At 68.8% G+C, this 19,168-nt stretch carries 15 protein-coding genes; 10 read left to right on the top strand and 5 right to left on the bottom strand.

Features of this window, described 5'->3' with window-relative positions; translation table 11 throughout:
- Positions 1 to 24: 24 nt before the first annotated feature.
- Both BZB76_RS02935 and BZB76_RS02930 read left to right on the top strand, forming a co-directional pair.
- Positions 25 to 219, top strand: a complete 195-nt coding sequence (locus BZB76_RS02935) for a DUF4244 domain-containing protein (RefSeq protein ID WP_121432731.1) — start codon at positions 25 to 27, stop codon at positions 217 to 219.
- A gap of 11 nt (positions 220 to 230) precedes the next feature.
- Positions 231 to 572 carry a TadE family type IV pilus minor pilin gene (locus BZB76_RS02930; RefSeq protein WP_121432730.1) on the top strand — a complete coding sequence of 114 codons (342 nt, stop codon included), beginning with the start codon at positions 231 to 233 and terminating at the stop codon, positions 570 to 572.
- Positions 573 to 1,228: 656 nt separating this feature from the next.
- On the opposite strand, the gene BZB76_RS36620 is transcribed toward BZB76_RS02930, so the two are convergent.
- The gene (locus BZB76_RS36620) at positions 1,229 to 1,465 is read right to left on the bottom strand and encodes an S-adenosylmethionine:tRNA ribosyltransferase-isomerase (protein WP_170180433.1); all 237 of its coding nucleotides are present in this window, start codon (positions 1,463 to 1,465) and stop codon (positions 1,229 to 1,231) included.
- A 150-nt stretch (positions 1,466 to 1,615) separates the two neighbouring features.
- Between BZB76_RS36620 and BZB76_RS02920 the strand changes: the two genes are divergently transcribed.
- The 3 genes from BZB76_RS02920 to BZB76_RS02915 all read left to right on the top strand — a co-directional run bounded on the left by BZB76_RS02920 (position 1,616) and on the right by BZB76_RS02915 (position 4,791).
- Positions 1,616 to 2,371: an Rv3654c family TadE-like protein gene (locus BZB76_RS02920; RefSeq protein ID WP_420534758.1), complete on the top strand. Its 756-nt coding sequence runs from the start codon at positions 1,616 to 1,618 to the stop codon at positions 2,369 to 2,371.
- A 74-nt stretch (positions 2,372 to 2,445) separates the two neighbouring features.
- On the top strand, positions 2,446 to 3,699 hold the full coding sequence (locus BZB76_RS34105; RefSeq protein WP_147449294.1) for a hypothetical protein: 1,254 nt from the start codon (positions 2,446 to 2,448) through the stop codon (positions 3,697 to 3,699).
- A gap of 720 nt (positions 3,700 to 4,419) precedes the next feature.
- Positions 4,420 to 4,791 carry a hypothetical protein gene (locus BZB76_RS02915; protein ID WP_121432728.1) on the top strand — a complete coding sequence of 124 codons (372 nt, stop codon included), beginning with the start codon at positions 4,420 to 4,422 and terminating at the stop codon, positions 4,789 to 4,791.
- A gap of 9 nt (positions 4,792 to 4,800) precedes the next feature.
- On the opposite strand, the gene BZB76_RS02910 is transcribed toward BZB76_RS02915, so the two are convergent.
- Positions 4,801 to 5,217 (bottom strand): VOC family protein, encoded by a 417-nt coding sequence (locus tag BZB76_RS02910; RefSeq protein ID WP_121432727.1) that lies wholly within the window; start codon positions 5,215 to 5,217, stop codon positions 4,801 to 4,803.
- 72 nt (positions 5,218 to 5,289) lie between these two features.
- Between BZB76_RS02910 and BZB76_RS02905 the strand changes: the two genes are divergently transcribed.
- Positions 5,290 to 5,889, top strand: a complete 600-nt coding sequence (locus BZB76_RS02905; RefSeq protein ID WP_121432726.1) for a TetR/AcrR family transcriptional regulator — start codon at positions 5,290 to 5,292, stop codon at positions 5,887 to 5,889.
- Between the two features lie 879 nt (positions 5,890 to 6,768).
- On the opposite strand, the gene BZB76_RS02900 is transcribed toward BZB76_RS02905, so the two are convergent.
- A complete protein-coding gene (locus BZB76_RS02900) occupies positions 6,769 to 9,084 on the bottom strand; it encodes a DEAD/DEAH box helicase (protein WP_121432725.1) in 2,316 nt (771 codons plus the stop codon).
- Between the two features lie 254 nt (positions 9,085 to 9,338).
- On the opposite strand from BZB76_RS02900, the gene BZB76_RS02895 reads away from it, so the two are divergent.
- From BZB76_RS02895 to BZB76_RS02880, 4 genes are all read left to right on the top strand, one after another.
- A complete protein-coding gene (locus tag BZB76_RS02895) occupies positions 9,339 to 9,692 on the top strand; it encodes an STAS domain-containing protein (protein ID WP_021597910.1) in 354 nt (117 codons plus the stop codon).
- Positions 9,693 to 9,708: 16 nt separating this feature from the next.
- Complete coding sequence (locus BZB76_RS02890; RefSeq protein WP_121432724.1) at positions 9,709 to 10,149, top strand: ATP-binding protein; 441 nt, start codon at positions 9,709 to 9,711, stop codon at positions 10,147 to 10,149.
- A gap of 1,344 nt (positions 10,150 to 11,493) precedes the next feature.
- On the top strand, positions 11,494 to 13,947 hold the full coding sequence (locus BZB76_RS02885) for a sodium-translocating pyrophosphatase (protein ID WP_246006719.1): 2,454 nt from the start codon (positions 11,494 to 11,496) through the stop codon (positions 13,945 to 13,947).
- A 721-nt stretch (positions 13,948 to 14,668) separates the two neighbouring features.
- A complete protein-coding gene (locus tag BZB76_RS02880; protein WP_121432722.1) occupies positions 14,669 to 15,136 on the top strand; it encodes a SixA phosphatase family protein in 468 nt (155 codons plus the stop codon).
- Between the two features lie 533 nt (positions 15,137 to 15,669).
- Here BZB76_RS02880 and BZB76_RS02875 read toward each other — a convergent pair.
- On the bottom strand, positions 15,670 to 17,919 hold the full coding sequence (locus BZB76_RS02875; RefSeq protein ID WP_147449293.1) for an FUSC family protein: 2,250 nt from the start codon (positions 17,917 to 17,919) through the stop codon (positions 15,670 to 15,672).
- A 19-nt stretch (positions 17,920 to 17,938) separates the two neighbouring features.
- Complete coding sequence (gene serB, locus BZB76_RS02870; RefSeq protein WP_121432720.1) at positions 17,939 to 19,147, bottom strand: phosphoserine phosphatase SerB; 1,209 nt, start codon at positions 19,145 to 19,147, stop codon at positions 17,939 to 17,941.
- Positions 19,148 to 19,168 lie beyond the last annotated feature (21 nt).

The following is a 19,168-nucleotide window of genomic DNA, read 5'->3' as shown; positions in this document are numbered from 1 at the left end:
CAACCACAAGCGAAAGGAGCCCATATGCGGGCCATACAGAAGGTGGTGCGACGCTGTTCCCGAGCATCCGAGGACCGCGGGATGTCGACCGCCGAATACGCGGTCGGCACGATCGCCGCGGCCGCGTTCGCCGGTGTCCTGTTCAAGATCGTGACCAGCTCGCAGGTGAAGTCCCTCCTCTCACAGATCATCGAGAGGGCCCTCAATCTGGCCGGTTGAAAGACGGCGGGATGGCCACGGCGGAGATCGCCGTGGCGCTCCCCACCCTGGTCCTGATCACAGCGGTCGCGTTGTGGGGTCTGAGGGTCGCCTCCGTCCAACTCACCTGCACGGATGCCGCCCGAACCGGTGCCCGCGCCGCGGCGAGAGGTGAATCCCTCACCGCCGTACGCGAGCTCGTGGTGAGGGCCGTCCCCAAGGGAGCGACGGTGCGGGTGCACCGAGACGAAGCCACCGTCCAGGTCGACGTCTCGGCTTCCATCAGGGCACCCGCGGCCGCAGACCTCCCGGCCCTGACCGTCCACGGCCACGCGACCGCCGCCACGGAACCAGGCGCCTCGGCAAGCGAATGATCATCTCCGACCGGACGCGTGTGCTGGCCGTTCATGGCCGGAGCACCAGAGCGGCCACGCGATTGTCCCAATGAACCCGGCGGGCGAGAGATCTGCTCACTGGCGGTCGCTCAGGCGGCAAATCCTGATCTTTCACGGCCGGACGCCCGGCGCGGTTGGGAGAGTTAGCGGCTGCCGCCGTGGCCCCAGTCGCGCCGGTGAGCGGACGGCCTGTTCGGCGACGGTTGCTTGGCGGCGAGCGCTGGTCGTTTGTGGCTGGGCGCCGGTGCGGCGGGTGACTGCGGCTTGCTCATCGTTGTCCGGTGTGAGCGCTCGTCGTTCAGCGTCGGGTGAAGCGTCGAGGTGAGTTAGTGGCTGCTCGTGTGGGCCCAGTCGCGCCGGTGAGCGAGCCGTCTGTTCGGCGACGGTTGCTTGGCCGCGAGCGCTGGTCGTTTGTGGCTGGGCGCCGGTGCGGCGGGTGGTTGCATGGCTGCTTTGCTGGACCGGGCGCTCGGCCGGCGGGTGACTGCGGCTTGCTCATCGTTGTCCGGTGTGAGCGCTCGTCGTTCAGCGTCGGGTGAAGCGTCGAGGTGAGTAAGTGGCTGCTCGTGTGGGCTCGGGCGCCGGTGGGTGAGCTGCTTGCTTGATGACGGTTGTTGGGCACGAGCGCTGGTCGTTTATGGCTGGGCGGCGTCGTAGGTGGCGGTGAGCAGGTCGCCGCCTGCGGTGGCGGTGAGCATCATCAGGTGGGACGACTTCGGTTCGTGTAGGCCGGTGAGGAGGCCGTTCACGGCCCGGACGCCGTGGTCGGGGGTCACGACGTGTTCCGTCCAACCGGTTGACGATCGGACGTGTCCGGAGGCTTCCACGGTCGTCTCCAGGGCGCGGACGGCGGTCGTTCCGACGGCGATCACCCGGCCACCGCGGGAGCGGACGTGTTCGACCAGCGCGGCCGTTGCTTCGCCTCGTGGCGTTCGGCGTCGGGTGGTTGGAGTGCCGAGGTGAGTGTGGTCGCTGCCGTGGGGACGGGTGCGCCGGGGGGTGAGTTGCCTGGTCGATGACGGATGTGTGGGTGCGGGTGCTGGTCGTTCATGGCCGGGTGGCTGGAGCGGGGGGACCGTTGTGCGACCGCCGCGACTGGGACCAGGAGGTTCGGCTGGCGAGTGAGCCCTGCTTGCCGTTTTCGGGTGCGAGCGCTGGTTGTTCATGGGCGGGTCGCTAGCGCAGGGGTGGTGGCGCGAATGTTGCCGTGGGGAGGGGGCGGTCTGGGGTGGTTGTTCGGAGGGGGTGGCTGGAGGGGCGGTGAGGGAGTGTCGAAGGGGTCGGGTGGAGGGGAGGTAGGGATGTTCGTGCGCAGGGCTCTTTGGAGGGCCGACCGGGGGTCGGGGACGGTCTGGGTGGTGGCCTTTGCTGCTGTCATTTGGGTCGGTGGGGTCGCCGCTGTGGCGGTCGGTGGGGTGCGGGCTGCTCGGCATCGGGCGGACTCGGCGGCTGATTTGGCGGCGTTGGCAGGTGCGGGACGGGTGATGGAGGGGCGGGCGGGGGTGTGCGGGAAAGCGAAAAGCATTGCCGCCGAGTTCGGTGCCGAGTTGGTGCGCTGCCGAGTAGAGGGAGAGGACGTGGAGGTTTTGGTGTCGGTGAACGTTCAGGTGCCGATGGGCCTCGGAGCCGTGACGGTGGGGTCACGGGCGAGGGCGGGTCCCACGGTGCCGATGGCGGAGATCGTTGCGCCGAGTGTGGACAAGGGTGATGGGATGAAACCGTTATGTCACTCTTCGCCACCACTACGCAGTGATACGTTACGCTGCCGTAGCGCGTAATTTCACTCGACACCGTGTCCTGGTCGGTCATCGGCGGGACGTGCCGAACGGACGTTGTCGGAGGGATTCAGGACGTGACCCTCATGCGCAGGATCGGTGCAGTCGCACTAGCCGCTTCACTTGCGATGGGCGTCCCGGTGTTCGGCGCAACACCTGCGCAGGCCGCCGCGCCGAGTGTCCTCACCCCCGCGAACGGCGCGGTCATCACGAGCGGCTCTGAGTTGAGCGCCACGGCTCGCTTCGAGTTGGCGCTCACAATGCAGCTCTGGGTCGACGGTCCCGGGATCGGCAACAGAATCCTGCAGGAGCGGGTTCTCACGGGCAGGTTGTCCGGCACATTTCCGATCCGTCGGAACGGTGACTACACCGTCTACTTGAAAGGTAAAGAGACCGGGCGTATCTACGATTCCAACACCATCAAGGTGCGCATAGCGCCGGCTGTGCCGTCTGGGGTTTCGGTGCGGGTGTCCGGTAGGGAACTCCTCGTGAGTTGGAAGCGGGGGGTTGAGGATGATCTCACCGGCTACACGCTCTCGGGTTCCGGTGTCGCGTCCAAGTCCGGCTCTGTTGGCTCCTTCTGCCAAGGAAAGAGTTGCTCCGCCAAACTTGCGGTGACGCGGGTGAGTGGCCCGGTGTCTGTAGGCGTCCGGGCTCGCCGTTCCTCAGGTGGGGGTGGGGCGCTCTACTCGGGCAGCGCGACCGTGAGCGCGACGGTGAGCGGTGGTTCGGCGGCGCTGCAAGGGGGCAGTCCGTCGTCCGCGGGCGCGGGTGGCGGACTTCCCGGTGTTGGAATTCCGCTGAACAACCAGGCGCCGGTCACCGTGCCTTCTGTTCGGCCCGATGGTGCGGCGCCCGACGTCGCCCATCCGGCACCGCAGGTCGTGAACGGTGTACCGGAGGCGCGGGACGTCGTGGCTACTGACCGCCTTCGGTGGGCCAAGAGCGTCGGCATCGCGCTCGTCCTGCTGATCGTTGCTGCCCATCTCGGGATGTGGACGCGCGGCTTGCGCGTCGCCCAAGCTCGGGTGAGCAGCAGCGGTACGGCAGCCCGCGTGGCGCGTGGTGGGACCGGGCGCGAACGGGTCAGGCGAGCACGGCGACAGATCGCACGTGCTGAGGCACTCGCCAAGACGGCACCTGCCGAACCTGCAGGCGCTGCTGATAAGGGGGCCGAGGGCCTGGATGACTCACGGCTGCCCGGCGACGCTGCGGTTCACATACCGTTGTCGAAGGAAGCGAAGGCCGCTGGGAGTGCTGGTGAGCGAACCGGTGGTGTGAACGTCCGTGCTGCCGGGGCTACCTCGGCCACTGGTGAGGAGTCACGGTAGACCGCCTGTTCTCGGAGGGGTTCCGCAGATGGCCTGCCGAGTGTCTCTGGGGTGGTGATGGATGCCGACCGTGCGGGGCATGCCGCTGGCGATGTTGTAGGCGCGCAACCCACCCGGCTCGAGCCCGCTTGATCGACGACCTCCCCCCGCCCTGCGCTTCGCCGCGATGTCAGTGCCGCTGGCTTCAGGGGCAACTGGTGGGTGCTCGGGTGGGCTCTTGCAGATGTTGGTGGCTGCCGGTGAACCCGTGCTCCTCGGCTGGTTGCGCTTGGTGATCGTCTCCTTGGGGGGCGACTCAGTTGATCACCGGAGCGTGGTCGCGATCATCTGGGGGTGCGGGGGCGGTCGCTGGGGCCTCCTCCTGCGGGTGGTTGTGCCGTTTCGCCAGTTCAGCTTGGTCTTGCAGGCAATCTTTGGAGTCGCCGCCCTCGATTCCAGCGATGCAACTCATGCCAACGGTCGATCTCGGCTCCACCGCGAATGCGTCCGACCTTGATGATCAGAATTTCGGACGTGGTGTCCTGTGCTTTTTGGTGGGTGTGGGTGGTGTGAGGTGGTGCGGCTGCTGGAGGTGGTCTGGTCTGACGGCGCGTCGGGGTCTAGGCTGCCTTGCCAGTCGGAACGCCCGGATCACCCGGCAATGCGTGCCTATCGTCCGACACTTCGGCCCCGTCCCGACCGGGACGAAAGAAAGGGCCTGATGGAGAGGAGATCCTCCGCATGATGTTCTTTGGGCTGATCGTGGTGTTCGCCGCTGTTGCGGCGGGTGTCGCGGTGGTGCTGGACAACTCGGGCGGAGCCCAGATGACCATGTTCGGCAGCGAGATTCCGGGGATCACGGAACAGTGGCATGTGTTCACCGCCGGAGCCGTGCTGGCGATCGTGCTCATGGTCGGGGTGATGATCACGGCGCTCGGGTTCAAGCGCGCGGTCAGCATGCGACGGGAGTTGCGGGATCTCCGGGACGAGCACCAGGAGTCGTTGCAGACGCTGGAGTTGGAGCGGCGGAAGTTGCAGCAGGCGCTGGCCCAGGCGCGGCGCGGGATGGAAGAGCAGGCGGCGGTGCCGGCCCAGCGGGTTGCTTCGACCTGACCGTGTGAGTCACGTGGTCAGGTACTGGGCCTCGTAGGACTCGGTCGGGGCGATGGGCGTGATGATGTCGATGAGGACCCCGTTGGGGTCGGCGACGATGAAGTGGCGCTGCCCGAAGTCCTCGTCGCGTAGCCGGAGTTCCGGGTGCAGGCCTCCCCGGAGGACGAGCCGCTCCCATTCGGCGTCTACGTCCTCCACCTCGAAGTTCAGCAGGAGTCCCTGGGTGGGGACGCGGTAGCCCTCTGGCACCGTCGGGTGGGTGGGATCGAGCAGGGCCAGCTCGTAGGGGGACGTTCCCGGACGGCGCAGGCTCACGTACCAGTCGGACTTGAATGTGGTCTCGAAGCCGAACAGTTCGGTGTAGAAGCGGTGGGATTCCCGCAGGCGCGTCGTGCCGATCACCGGGTAGAAGCTCGTCAGTCGCACTGGTTTCTCCTTTCACATACCGTTGGTATGTGAAGCTACACTGACATACCGGTGGTATGTCAAGGAGGACGTGTGAACGTCAGGGTTCAGCAGCGGGAGCGGACGCGTGCGGTGCTGCTGCGCGAGAGCAGGCGACTGTTCGCCACGCGGGGATACGGCGACGTGAGCCTCGCGGAGATCGTCGGTGCGGCCGGGGTCACCAAGGGGGCGCTGTACCACCTGTTCAAGAGCAAGGAGGACGTGTTCCGAGCCGTCCTGGAGCAGGTGCAGCAGGAGGTGGCCCGGACGGTGGCGCAGACCGCCGACCGCGAAGACGAGGCATGGACGCGTTTCACGGCGGGCTGTCAGGCGTTTCTCACCGCCAGCACGGCCCCGGACGTCCAGCGGATCATGCTGGTCGACGGCCCGGCGGTGCTGGGCTGGAACGAGTGGCGGGCTATGGACGAGTCCGGCTCGGTCCGCCATCTCGCCGACGCGATCGATGAGCTGATCGCGGAGGGTGTGATCGAGCCGCAGCCGGTCGCTCCGTTGACGCATCTGCTGTCCGGGGCGATGAACGAGGCGGCGCTGTGGCTGGCCGCGTCCGGTGACCCGGAGAGCGGCCTCGCCGAGGTCTGGCCGCCGCTCGCCCAGATGCTCGACGCGTTGCGCGTAGGTCGGGCAGACGGTTAGAGCGTGGCTCAAAGTGGCGTCAGAGGGCTCGCCTGAGGACTTACGCCGCAGCGAGTTCGACGTGCTTCATGGAGTGCCTGCGTCCCGTCGTCGGTTCGGATGCTGGCGCGTCTCTGACGGTCACTTTGAGACACTGCCTAGGTAGGGCGGATCGCCGCTTGCAGGCGTTCTGTTTGAGCCGTCGCCCTCGCCGCAGAGCGTCCGGGGCGGTGTGCCTGGGGCCGCGGACGGCGTTCGGGTGGCGGCGCTTTCTGCATCAGGTCTGAGACGTTGCCTGGCTGGGGTGTACCGCCCGTCTCGGTGGTCTTCGTGTTCGAGTAATCACGCTTCGCTGTGCAGTGTCCGTAGTCGGTTTGCCTGGGTGGGTTGCCGGGCGGGTGGATGCGCTTTCGTGGCACGTCTTGAGATGTTGTCTGGCTTGGGCGGACTGATCGTTGGTGGTTTTCCTGGTTGAGTGCCCGCTCTTCGCCGTTGGTTCAGGCTGTGATCGGTACGCCTGGGTGGTGGATGACGTCTGGGTCGAGTGCTTTCGTGGCGGGTTTGAGATGTTGTCTGGCTTGGGCGGACTGATCGCTGGTGGTTTTCCTGGTTGAGTGCCCGCTCTTCGCCGTCGGTTCAGGCTGTGATCGGTACGCCTGGGTGGTGGATGACGTCCGGTCGAGTGCTTCCGTGGCGGGTTTGAGGCGTTGCCTACTGGGGCGGACCGCCCATCTGCGGTCCTTCTGTTTGGGTAGCCGCGCTTCGCTGTGCCGTGTCCCGGGTCGGTGTGCCTGGGTGGTGTTGGCGTTTGGGTGGGTGGGCAGGTTGAGGTGCGGTCTTGATGGGATGGATCGGCCGTCGTGGGGTTTCTGTTTGGGGGTCGCTCTTTGCTGTGCGGTGTCAGGGGGGTGGGGTGGGGGCCTCGGCCAGGAGGATGGCCAGGAGGTCCAAGGCGCCGTGTTTGTCCAGGGGGTCGTTGCCGTTGCCGCACTTGGGTGACTGGATGCAGGACGGGCAGCCGGTGTCGCATTCGCAGGAGGCGATCGCGTCGCGGGTTGCGCGCAGCCAGGACGGGGCGTTGGCGTAGCCGCGTTCGGCGAAGCCGGCTCCGCCCTCGTGGCCGTCGTAGACGAAGACGGTGAGGAGGCCGGTGTCCGGGTGGACGGCCGTGGAGACGCCTCCGATGTCCCAGCGGTCGCAGGTGGCGAAAAGGGGGAGCAGGCCGATGGCGGCGTGCTCGGCGGCGTGGGCGGCGCCGGGGAGGTCGAGGTCGAGGTCGGCGAGTTGGGCGTCGGACAGGGTCCACCAGACGGCGCGGGTGCGCAGAGTTCGGGGCGGGAGGTCGAGGGGTTTCTCGCCGAGCATCTCGCCCGTTTGCAGGCGGCGCATCTGGTACGCGACGACCTGGCGGGTGACTTCCACTGTGCCGAAGGAGAGGGTGGCCTCGCCCCAGGAGGTGGAGCGGAGCTGCTCGATGATGGTGATGTCGGTGACATCGCGGGCGGTGGTGGAGTAGTCGGGGTCGGCTGGTTCGACGAGGGCGACGGAATCGTCCAGGTCGAGTGTTTGGACGATGAACGAGTCGCCCTGGTGAATGTAGACGGCGCCGTCGTGGACGGTGGTGTGCGCGGACGCTTCGTCCACGGTGCCGAGGAGGCGTCCGGTGCCGAGTTCGACGACCTGGATGGGTTCGCCCCCTGCGCCCCGGATGTCCGCCAGGCCGGTGGCTTTTTCACGGCGCGTCCAGTACCAGCCCGCGGGACGGCGGCGGAGGAAGCCGCGGCGGACGAGGTCGGGCAGGAGGTCGGCGGTGGCCGGGCCGAACAGGGGCAGATCCTCCTCGGTCAACGGCATCTCGGACGCCGCCGAGCAAAGGTGGGGTTCCAGGACGTACGGGTTGTCGGGGTCGAGGACGGTCGCCTCCACCGGACTGCCGAAGATCGCCTCGGGATGGTGGACGAGGAAGGTGTCGAGCGGATCGTCCCGGGCCACCAGAATGGAAAGCGATGATTGTCCGGAGCGTCCCGCACGTCCGGCCTGCTGCCACAGGGATGCGCGAGTGCCAGGCCACCCGCAGACGACTACGGCGTCCAGCCCGGAGACGTCCACGCCGAGTTCTAGGGCGTTGGTGCTCGCCAAGCCGATGAGCGAGCGGGAACGAAGGGCGGCTTCCAGAGCGCGTCGTTCCTCCGGCAAGTACCCGGCGCGGTAGGCGGCGACCTGTTCGGCCAGGGCGGGTTCGACCTCATGCAGGGCGCGTTTGGCGCTCAGCGCTACCGACTCCGCCCCGCGCCTGGAACGAACGAACGCGAGCGTCTGAACGCCTTCGACAACGAGGTCGGCCAGAAGGTCTCCCGCCTCGGCCGTGGCGGTACGGCGTACGGGAGCACCGCGCTCACCGCGCAGTTCGGTCAGGGGCGGCTCCCAGAGCGCGAACGTCGCGGGGCCCCGTGGTGAGGCGTCGTCTTCGACGGCGACGACATCGAGACCCGTGAGGCGGGACGCGGTGGTCGCCGGCTCGGACGTGGTGGCCGACGCGAGGATGAACGTCGGGTCCGCGTGGTAGCGGCCGCACAACCGGCGCAACCGGCGCAGGATCTGCGCGACGTGCGATCCGAAGACGCCGCGGTAGCCGTGGGCCTCGTCGACGATGACGTACCGGAGGCGGCGCAGGAACGATGACCAACGGGCATGGCTCGGCAGGATCGACCGATGCAACATGTCCGGGTTCGTCAGCACATAGTTGGCGTGTTGCCGGATCCAGGTCCGCTCGTCCTGCGGGGTGTCGCCGTCGTAGGTCGCCGCCCGCACCCGTGTGAGCCGCAACGAGCGGAGCGCGCGCAACTGGTCGGCGGCGAGGGCCTTGGTCGGCGACAGGTAGAGAATCGTCCCCTCGTGCCGGGGATTGTCGTCTTCGGTGTAGATCGCCGCGACGGAAGGCAGCAGGTAGGCGAGCGATTTGCCGGACGCGGTCCCTGTGGCGATGATCACAGAACGGCCCGCATGGGCATGGTCGGCCGCGATGGCCTGGTGTTCCCACGGGGCGTCGATGCCCGCCGCGGCGAGCCGCTGCACCAGAAGCGGCGTCGACCAGGCCGGCCATTCGGCGCGACGGCCCTGACGTGCGGGAACGTCCTCGACATGGGTGATGCGGTCGCGTCTCGTGGGATCGGCGAGCAGCCGGTCGAGAGGGGGTGAGGTTCTTTGGGCGCCCATCAGGTTTTCAGTTTGCCAGCCGGGGCAAAACAACGGGAACGCCCCGGCGCCGGTGGCTTGGTTCCCCCTATCCTGCCCACGAGATCAGCAGGTCAGGCGGGACGACGCGAACTTACGTCCGTGTGGACGATAACGTGCGTGCCGGGCGCTGGAGCGTGGTTGAATCACGGCGAAGTCTCGATGGCCGGTCGCCTCCCCGGGGGGCCGGAATTCGAGATCGGATAGTGCTGCACGGCGCGCTGGAGGATGGATCTGTGGACCTGAAGGTGAACGACTACACCACCGACGATGGCCTGACCGTCATCAACGTGGAGGGCGAGATCGACGTCTACACGGCGCCGAAGCTTCGCGAGAAGCTCATCGACCTGGTCAACAAGGGCAAGTTCCACCTGCTCGTGGACATGGAGAAGGTGGAGTTCCTCGACTCCACCGGCCTCGGCGTCCTCGTCGGCGGCCTGAAGCGGGTGCGCGCCCATGACGGCTCGCTGGAACTGGTGTGCACCCAGGAGCGCATCCTCAAGATCTTCCGGATCACGGGTCTGACCAAGGTCTTCGGCATCCACGACTCGATCGCCGAGGCCGAGGAGAAGCGCAAGGGCGCCAAGTAGGCGGCCCGCAGCTGAGATGTCGACCGTTGAACTGTCCTTCAGCGCGCTGCCCGTCCATGTCCGGACCGCCCGGCTGATCGTGACCGCCGTGGCCCGCCGCAGCGGCGTCGAAGAGTCGTTGCTGGACGAGGTCAGGCTCGCGGTCGGGGAGGCGTGCTCACGCGCGGTGGAGACACATCGCCGACACTGCCCCGATGAGCCCGTCCGTCTGGAGTTGAGCGGCGCCGACCGCCGTTTCGAGGTGACCGTCAGCGACACCGTCCCCGGTGACGACACGGCGGGCGGCCTCCCGACGGCGCCGGACGCGGCGGACTTCGAGTACGGCTTCGGCGAGGACGCCGCCGAACTCGGTCTGGCCGTCATAGCCGGGCTCGCGGACGATGTGGAGATCGCCGCGACGCCCAAGGGGGTCCAGATACGGATGAGCTGGCCGGCCGAGGCCGAGGCGACCATCTGACGCGCCCGTTTCGACGAAGGCCCTGCCGCACCTGCGACAGGGCCTTCATCGTGACGTCCCGCAGGACGAGGCAATGCCAGCCGAGCCTTGCAGAAGGCCGCCGCTCCTGTACGTGCGGAGGAGCCTAGAGGACGGTCAAGGCCCGTCCTCGTAAGTGCGCCCTTGACATGCGACGACACCAGTGGGCAACCGCTCCATCCCCCCGCACTCTTCGCCATCCGTTGGCCGTAGGGGGACCTTCCCGGCGAGTCGGGGGTCGGGGGCGACTGATGGCGAGGGTGGGGCATGGCGCCCGCATTCGACTTCGACACGGCTCGCTGGTCCGACCAGTACTTAGGCGGTGTCTCTACGGGGGCGTTCAGGCACGCGCCAGCGTCGGAACGGGCAACAAGAAGGGGGACATTCTGCGGGTCGTCGACTCCGCTGACGGTCGGCCGCAGCGTGAGAGCTCTGGCGGCACTTCGAGACACGCCATAGCCGGGCTCGACGAGGTCGCCGAACGCCTGACGTCCTTCAGGTACTTAGGACGTCCGGTGTGGACGGGAGTGGAGTGGTCGACGGTGTGCGGGGCGGGCACTTGGTGCATGTGGTGTTGGGACGTCAGGACGTCGCCGTGTGTCGGCGGGGGCGCTGGTGGTTGGGGGCGGAGCCGTCTCGGAGCGGTGTCAGTGCCGGGCGGGCGTCCGGTTGATCCGATCCGGCGACGAGGCGCGGGCATGACGGGGTGCTCTGTGAAGCGACGTCGGGTCTCCGCTGTGGCGCGTGGGGACGTCGGGCCAGCGCCCTGAAACACGGCGGTGCTGAGCGGAGAGGGGGCCGTCTCGGGGCTTGGTGCGGGTGCGTTGGTTGCAGGGCGTCGGCGGGGTTGGGGCGGGCGTTCGGGGGCTCCGGACGGGGTTCCCGGTGGAGTTTCTTCTGGGGCTGGTGTGACTTGTGGGGCGTGGCTGCTGCGGACGGCCGGCTGTTGATCTTGGCTGAGTTCGATTTGGGCCTAGACATATTGCGATTTAATGCTTAGCTTAAATGGAGTGCTGGTAGGGCGCTGATGTGTGGAGTGTGGTGCGCGCCTGCCGGTGTGGCCGCGGGGTAATAGCGGGCTAACCATGGCTGACCTGCGGAAATGCCGCATGGATCGGCAAGCATGTCAAATTCCGGCATATCGTTTGTTGCAATTCGGCGACATCTCTGTCCATGGCCGTGCGGCCTTAACAATCGACTGTCGCGTGCGTAGACTCCCGGGACCCGCGCTGCCGTGCGAGGCGTTCGAAATCATGACTCGCGGGGTACGCGGTAAAGATCGTCTTTTGACGGTCGAGATCGCAAAACCCCTGTCGAGGAGGACGGATGTCTGGGCTTTCCCTGTCAAGCCCGGCCAGCGCGGAGGTGGATCTCGGCGGCGGCGACCTTTCTTTGGTCGTCGTCGTCGCCGTGATCGCACTGTTGGCACTGGCCGTCGCCGCGGGTCTCGTACGTGAGGTACTGGCCGCGGGCCAGGGCACCACGAAGATGCAAGAGATCGCGCGGGCCGTTCAGGTAGGCGCGGGTGCCTATCTGAAACGCCAGTTCCGAACGGTCGCGGTCTTCGTCGTCCTGATCCCGCTCGTTCTGCTGCTGCTGCCGGCCGACTCCACCGGTGAGCGGATCGGACGGTCGGTCTTCTTCGTCATCGGCGCGCTGTTCTCGGCCGTCACCGGGTTCACCGGCATGTGGCTGGCGGTCCGGGGCAACGTCCGGGTCGCCGCGGCCGCTCGTGAGGAGGGCGGCGAGCGGACCGCGATGCGGATCGCGTTCCGCACCGGCGGTGTCGCGGGCATGTTCACCGTCGGGCTCGGCCTGTTCGGCGCGGCGGTCGTCGTCCTGGCGTACCAGGGCGACGCGCCCAAGGTTCTGGAGGGCTTCGGTTTCGGTGCGGCGCTGCTCGCGATGTTCATGCGGGTCGGCGGCGGCATCTTCACCAAGGCCGCCGACGTCGGTGCCGACCTGGTCGGCAAGGTCGAGCAGGGCATCCCCGAGGACGACCCGCGCAACGCCGCGACCATCGCCGACAATGTGGGCGACAACGTCGGTGACTGCGCGGGCATGGCCGCCGACCTGTTCGAGTCGTACGCGGTGATGCTGGTCGCGGCGCTCATCCTCGGCACCGCGGCCTTCGGCACCGAGGGTCTGGTGTTCCCGCTGATCGTCCCGATGATCGGTGTGATCACCGCGGTGATCGGGATCTTCGCGGTGGCGCCCCGCGAAAGCGACCGCTCCGGTATGACGGCGATCAACCGGGGCTTCTTCATCTCCGCGGCGATCTCGGCGGTGCTCGTGGCGATCGCCGCGTTCGCATACCTGCCCTCGTCGTTCGCCGAGCTGAGCGGCGTCACCGACGCCGAGATCCGCGGCCTGGACGCCGACCCGCGCTGGGTGGCGCTCGGCGCGGTCATCATCGGCATCGTGCTGGCCAGCGCGATCCAGCTGCTCACCGGCTACTTCACCGAGACGAACCGCAAGCCGGTCCAGGAGGTCACCAACAGCGCCCGCACCGGCCCCGCGACCGTCATCCTGTCCGGCATCTCGCTCGGCCTGGAGTCGGCCGTCTACACCGCGCTCGTCATCGGCGGCGCCGTGTACGGGGCGTTCCTGCTCGGCTTCGGCAACACCACCGTCGCGCTGTTCGCGGTGGCCATGGCCGGTACCGGGCTGCTGACCACGGTCGGCGTGATCGTCTCGATGGACACCTTCGGTCCCGTGTCCGACAACGCGCAGGGCATCGCCGAGATGTCCGGTGACGTGCAGGGCGAGGCCGCGGCCGTGCTGGAGCGGCTGGACGCCGTCGGCAACACCACCAAGGCGATCACCAAGGGCATCGCGATCGCCACGGCAGTGCTGGCCGCGACCGCGCTGTTCGGCTCGTTCCGGACGACGGTCATCTCCGCGCTGAACGACGCGTCCGACGACGCCAAGGACGCCCTCGGCGACTTCAGCGTGTTCAGCCTGTCGATCGACAACCCGAACGTCCTGATCGGACTGATCATCGGCGCCGCGGTGGTGTTCCTGTTCTCCGGCCTGGCGATCATGGCGGTCGGCCGCGCGGCCGGACGCGTCGTCGTCGAGGTGCGCGAGCAGTTCCGCACCAAGCCCGGGATCATGGACTACACCGAGAAGCCCGACTACGACCGGGTCGTGGACATCTGCACCCGGGACGCGCAGCGCGAGCTCGCCACCCCCGGACTGCTGGCGATCATGACCCCGATCGCGGTCGGTTTCGCCCTCGGCTACGCACCGCTCGGCGCGTACCTGGGCGGCGCGATCGCGGCCGGTGTCCTGATGGCGGTGTTCCTCGCCAACTCCGGTGGCGCCTGGGACAACGCCAAGAAGCTCGTCGAGGAGGGCCACCTCGGCGGCAAGGGCAGCGAGGCGCACGAGGCCACGATCATCGGCGACACCGTCGGCGACCCCTTCAAGGACACCGCCGGGCCCGCGATCAACCCGCTGATCAAGGTGATGAACCTGGTCGCGCTGCTGATCGCGGACGCGGTCGTGACCTATGCGGGCAACATGGTCCTGCGTGTCGCGGTGACCGCGCTGTCCGTCGCCGTCGTGGTCGCCGCCATCCTCGTCTCCAAGCGGCGCGCCGACCCGATCGCCGAACCCGCCGTCGAGGGCGGCCCGCCCGAGCCGAGCGCCACGGAAAGCGGCGCGGCCAAGGGCGGCGCTCTTGAGAAGGGCGCCCCCGAGGAGGCGGCCGTCGGCGCCGAAAACGGCACCGCGGCCGAGTCCGGCAGCGAAGAATCGTCCACGAACAAGGCATAACCGTCCATCCACGGGGACCGGTGGCAACCCGCCACCGGTCCCCGTGCGCATTTCGGGACCGCTTTGCGCGCGGCTCGCGAAGGTCTGCGCGGTGAAGGGCTTGGAGAGTCTTCGTTCGGGTGTACCTGCCCCGGTCGCCGTTCGTGGAGGTCTGCTCGGACGGTCCTCTGGAGTAGCGGCACAGGTGTCGTCGGGGTCCGGTTGTAGTTCGGGGACGGTGTCTCGGGAGCGTCATGGCCGGGTGTGGCTCAGTCGTGCGGGTGCCTCGTTTATGGTCGGGTGGACGGCGGCCATACGCTGTAGGGGAAGTGCGGGCGTCCATCAGGCGGCGCGGCAGCAGGGAACGCGGGAGGCGCTGTGGCGAGCGGCGGCAAGTCGACGATGTCGGGACCGAAGGGCATGGCGCTCATGCTCGGCGCGATGCTCGGCATCCTGCTCCTGATCTGGGGCCTGGCGGCCCTCGTCGCCCCCTGACGTCAGCCGTGCGGAATCACCGCGGTTCCCGTGAGCACGGCATCCCGCCGGACCCCTCCGTTCCGCGACACCGGCCATCGCAGCAACCCCGCGACGACCTCCAGGTTCGCGATCGCGTCCGAAGACACAGCCGGGGGCTGAAGCACGAGCGAGGCGAGAACCTGATCGCGCAGCCGACCCTCAGGCGAGACGAAGCGATGCCGGCGATCGCGTCGCGTTTCTCCCCCGAGGCCGCAGGAGGAGAGAAATGCCAGAACTGATAGTGCTTCGTCACGCCAAGGCCGTTGCGGGGTTGGGGATCCCGGACGTCGATCGAACGCTCAACGAGCGTGGGCGGCGGGACGCCGCGGCGGCCGGGGAGTGGCTGCGGGCGAATGATCTCGTTCCCGGTCTGGTGCTCTGCTCGACGGCCGCCCGGACGCGGGAGACGTTCGCGCTGCTCGCGTTCGATGCCGAGGTGAGCTTCGAGTCCGGGATCTACGACAACGACCCGGATGGGCTGCTCGACCTGATCGCCCAGGTACCGGACGATGTCGGGCGGGTGTTGCTGGTCGGGCACAACCCGTCCGTGCACCAGCTTGTTCATGACCTCTGTGGGGAGGCGCCGGATTCTTATCCGACCTGCGCGCTCGCCGTGATCGAGGTGCCGGGCGCGTGGGCGGACGTCCGTCGCGGCATCGGAACGCTCCGGACGGTCCACACGCCGAAGGACTAGCCGTACTGCCCAAGGACGTTGGTGACGGCGACACCGGGGCTGAATGATCTTGCACTGGGAGAGCCTTCCGGCGTGGTGCGGAGCTACCACACAGACACTTCGCGCCCGGGACGTCCTTGTGCCCGACCGCGACGCTCCGCTGATCGAGCCAGGCCGACGAGCGGTCCAGGTGCCGCACACCACGGCTGCCCCCGGCGGCGGCGTATCCGGGGCGCTGCCAGGTAGAGGGACTCCGCGTGATGGTCCGCGACGTAGATGGTTCGTCCTGGCGTGGTGCGGAGCTACCACACAGACACTCCGCGCCAGGAACGTCCCTGTGCCCGACCGCAACGCTCCGCTGATCGAGTCGGGCCGGCCGAGGGGTTCAGGTGTCGTACGCCATGGCCGCTCCCCGGGGGCGCTGCCAGGTTGGAGGGGTCCCGGGTGATGGTCCGCGAAGTAGAGGGTTCGTCAGCGAGTTGCAGCGTGGTCCTCAAGGAGCTGGGGCCGGTCAGGTGGGCGCCAGGCGTGGGTGAGGGTCACTGAGGCACGGCTCAGGGGCGTGGGGTGGCGGCGGACAGGGATGACTCGATGACCGTTGCGGTGTCGTGGCGTAGGGCTCTGATCGTGTGGCGGGTGCCGGAGACCTGGAAGAGGGCGTGCTGGACGGGGGTGAAGTCGTCCCGTCCGACGCCCGACTTGATCTCGGCGCGGCGGCGGCGGGTCAGGGCGGACAGGTGGGTGTCGAGGTCGGCCAACTCGTCGCGGAGTTCGTCGGCGGGGGTGGCCGCGTCCGGGTCGATGTCTTCGGGGTCCTCGAGGTTCTCTGCGGCTTCTTCGAGTTGGTCGGCCAGGCGGTCGAGGATCTCGGGGATCGGGCCGGTGTCGACGGCCTCCTCGCGGGAGAGCCTGGCGACGGCGATGAGGTGGTCGCGGGTGCGGTGGGCGGCGGCGACGGTGGTGCGTAGTTCACTGATCAGTTCGAGGTCGGGGAGGCGTTCGTGTCCGAGGCGGGTGCGGGTCTCGGCGACGGCCTCGGCGGAGCGTTCGGCGGCGACGATCGTGTCGTGCGGAAGTCGGACGCGTTCGCCGGAGAGGACGTCCGCGGTCGTCCGGACGAGTCGGGCATGGGTGCCGAGGAGCCGTTCGAGTTGGACGGGTAGCCGTTCGAGGTGACCGGTGGGCCACAGTAGCCGGACGGCGAGGTAGGTCAGGAGTGTCCCGGCGAAGGTCAGGACGATCCGTTCGCCGGCGGTGCGCCAGTCGGCGGGTGTGGAGAAGTCGAGCAGCATCATCGCCAGCGGGGTTCCGAACAAGGCCCAGTAGGCGTAGTTGACCGCGCGCATGGCGAATCCGGCGAGCGCGAACCCGAAGACGATCACGGCGACGGTGGGTGGGCCGGCGGCGAGGGTGAGGATCACGGCGGCGATGACGGAGCCGGCAGCGGTGCCGCCGACGCGCTGGACGACCCGTTCGACCGTCTCGCCGTAGGTGGCGCGCAGGCTCAGCATCGCGGTGATCGTCATCCAGTGTCCGTGGGAGAGGCCGAGCGCGGCGGCCAGCGACATCGCCACGACGGCCGTCACGAAGACGCGTGCTACCTGCCGGAACATCGGGGAGCGGGTGCGGACGGCGCGTCGCACCTGGGCCCAGATCGGCATCGGGTCGAGCGTCTCCGGCATTCTGGGCGCGCGGGGCCGGAGCCGGAGGCCGCCCGCGACGATGCGGCGGGTGGAGGCGACCTCGCCCGCGATGCGGTCGATCGAGCGGCGCACCTGGCCGATCAGCGATACCGCGATGAGGTCCTCGTCGCCGGCGAGTCCGGCGCGTCTGATGTGTTCGGCGGCCCGGCCCATCCGGCGGACGGCGGCGGACTCCTCCCCGCCGAGCGGCGCGTCACCTGCGGTGGCGATGGCGCCGGACATCAGCCGCAGCCGTGCCGCAAGCGCCGAGATCGCGGTCTGTGTCTCCAGTTCCCAGTCGCGGTCCGGCGGATAGTTCTTCGCGGCCTCCAGAACGGCCTGGAGCGTCACCGTCTCGTGCAGTACACGGCTAAGGCCGTCGATGAGCCGTTCCGGTCGGGTCGGGTCGCTGCGGGTGCGTCCCGACCTGTAGAGGCCGTAGGTGGTGCGCGCCGCGGTGAGGGCCTCGGACGCCGCGCGCCGTTTGGGCTCCCAGTCGGGGATGCGGGTGACGGCGAGCAGGTCCGGGTTCGTCAGGTCGACCGCGTCGAGGGGGCTGCTGTCGGGGGCCGCGACGTCCTGCGCGACCGCGTCCAGTGCCTCGGCGACCGCGTCGGCGGCGTCGCTCAGGGCCGCGCGCAGGGGACGCAGCCGCCGCGCGGGCCATGGCGCCAGGAGGAGACCGGCGGTGAGCAGTCCACCGGTCAGCTCCAGCAGTCCGATGCCGATGACGTCGGCGGACGGCGGTCGGACGGCGCTGAGCAGCACCGCGAGCCCGGCCGTGGGCCCGATCCGCGGCACGGCGACACCGAGCGCGATCAGCGGCGGGACGACGATGACCGACGGCCAGGTGTGCCCGGCGAGCAGCCCGCCGACCGCGGCCCCGACGGAGACGACGAGGACCCCGACGGCGAGGTCCCTGGCCCGCGCCCCGTAGGGGCCTTCCGGTGCCCGCAGCGCCACCAGGTACGCGCCCAGCGCGATCATCGACCCCTGCGCGTCGTGCCCGGTCAGCGCGCCGACGAGCAGCGGCACCGCCATGGCGAGCGCCGCCGCGACCCCGTACATCGGCGCCGCGGCCCCGCCCACCTGGGCGTAGGCTTCGCGCGCCCGCCTGTGCACGGTGCGTCCCCCCGAGGGTTCAGCCGGTTCCCTGGGAGTCGAGGGCGTCGGCGGCCTCTACCTCCTCGTGGGAGATGCCGAGGAGGAACAGGATCGTGTCGAGATAGGGGACGTTCACGGCGGTGTCGGCGGCCTGCCGGACGACGGGTTTGGCGTTGTAGGCGACGCCGAGGCCCGCGGCCTGGAGCATGTCGAGGTCGTTGGCGCCGTCCCCGATGGCGACGGTCTGGTTGATCGGGATTCCGGCCTCGCGGGCGAACCGTTCGAGGGCGGTGGCCTTGCCGGCCCGGTCGATGACCGGGCCGGTGATCCGGCCGGTGATCTTGCCGTTCTCGATCTCCAGGGTGTTGGCGGCGGAGTAGTCGATGCCGAGATCGTCGACAAGGGCGTCGGTGACCTGGGTGAAGCCGCCGCTGACGATGGCGAACTTGTAGTCGAGGCGCTTCAGCGTGCGGACCATGGTGCGGGCGCCCGCGGCGAGCTTGACCTTGTCGCGGACGTCGTCGATCGCGGCGGCGTCCAGCCCGGCCAGCAGCGCGACGCGTTCGCGCAGGGAGCCCTCGAAGTCGAGTTCGCCGCGCATCGCCGCCTCGGTGACCTTGGCGACCTCGTCGAGACATCCGGCGTGCTCGGCGAGCAGCTCGATGACCTCGCCCTGGATGAGGGTGGAGTCGACGTCCATGACGATCAGGCGTTTCGCGCGCCGGTGCAGACCGCCCTGCTGGACGGCGACGTCCACCTGCTGCTGCGCGGCCTCGGCGGCGAGCCCGGCGCGCAGGGCGTCGGGGTCGGCGCCGGACACGTCCATCTCGATGCAGGTGACGGGGGTGTGCGCGAGCCGTTCGATGCGGTCGATGTTGGCGCCGTGCGCGGAGATCCGGCCGGAGATCCCGGCCATGGCCGCGGGCTTCAGCGGCGCGCCGAGAACGGTGACGTGGAGTCGGCCGCGGCGCTTCGGGGTCCGCTTGTTGCGGCCCGTGGCCAGCTCGATCTCCATGTCGAGGTCGTTGGCGACGCGTTCGGCGGCGTTCCAGACACGGCCGATGTCGGTGCCCTCGCTGTAGGCGAGCAGCACGCCGAGGACCAGCCGCCCCCGGATGACGACCTGCTCGACGTCGGCGACCGTGAGTGGGAACTCCGCGAGTGTGGTGAACAGTCGCGAGGTCACGCCGGGGCGGTCGCGCCCGGTGAGCGTGATGAGCAGTGTGCGTTGCGCTGACCCGTCCATAGCTGGTCACAACGGTACCGG

Origin of the sequence: Actinomadura pelletieri DSM 43383, assembly GCF_003634705.1 — a bacterium.
GTDB classification, from domain to species: domain Bacteria; phylum Actinomycetota; class Actinomycetes; order Streptosporangiales; family Streptosporangiaceae; genus Spirillospora; species Spirillospora pelletieri.
Note: the sequence above shows the minus strand (reverse complement) of the source record. Positions and strands in the feature narration are given on the sequence as shown.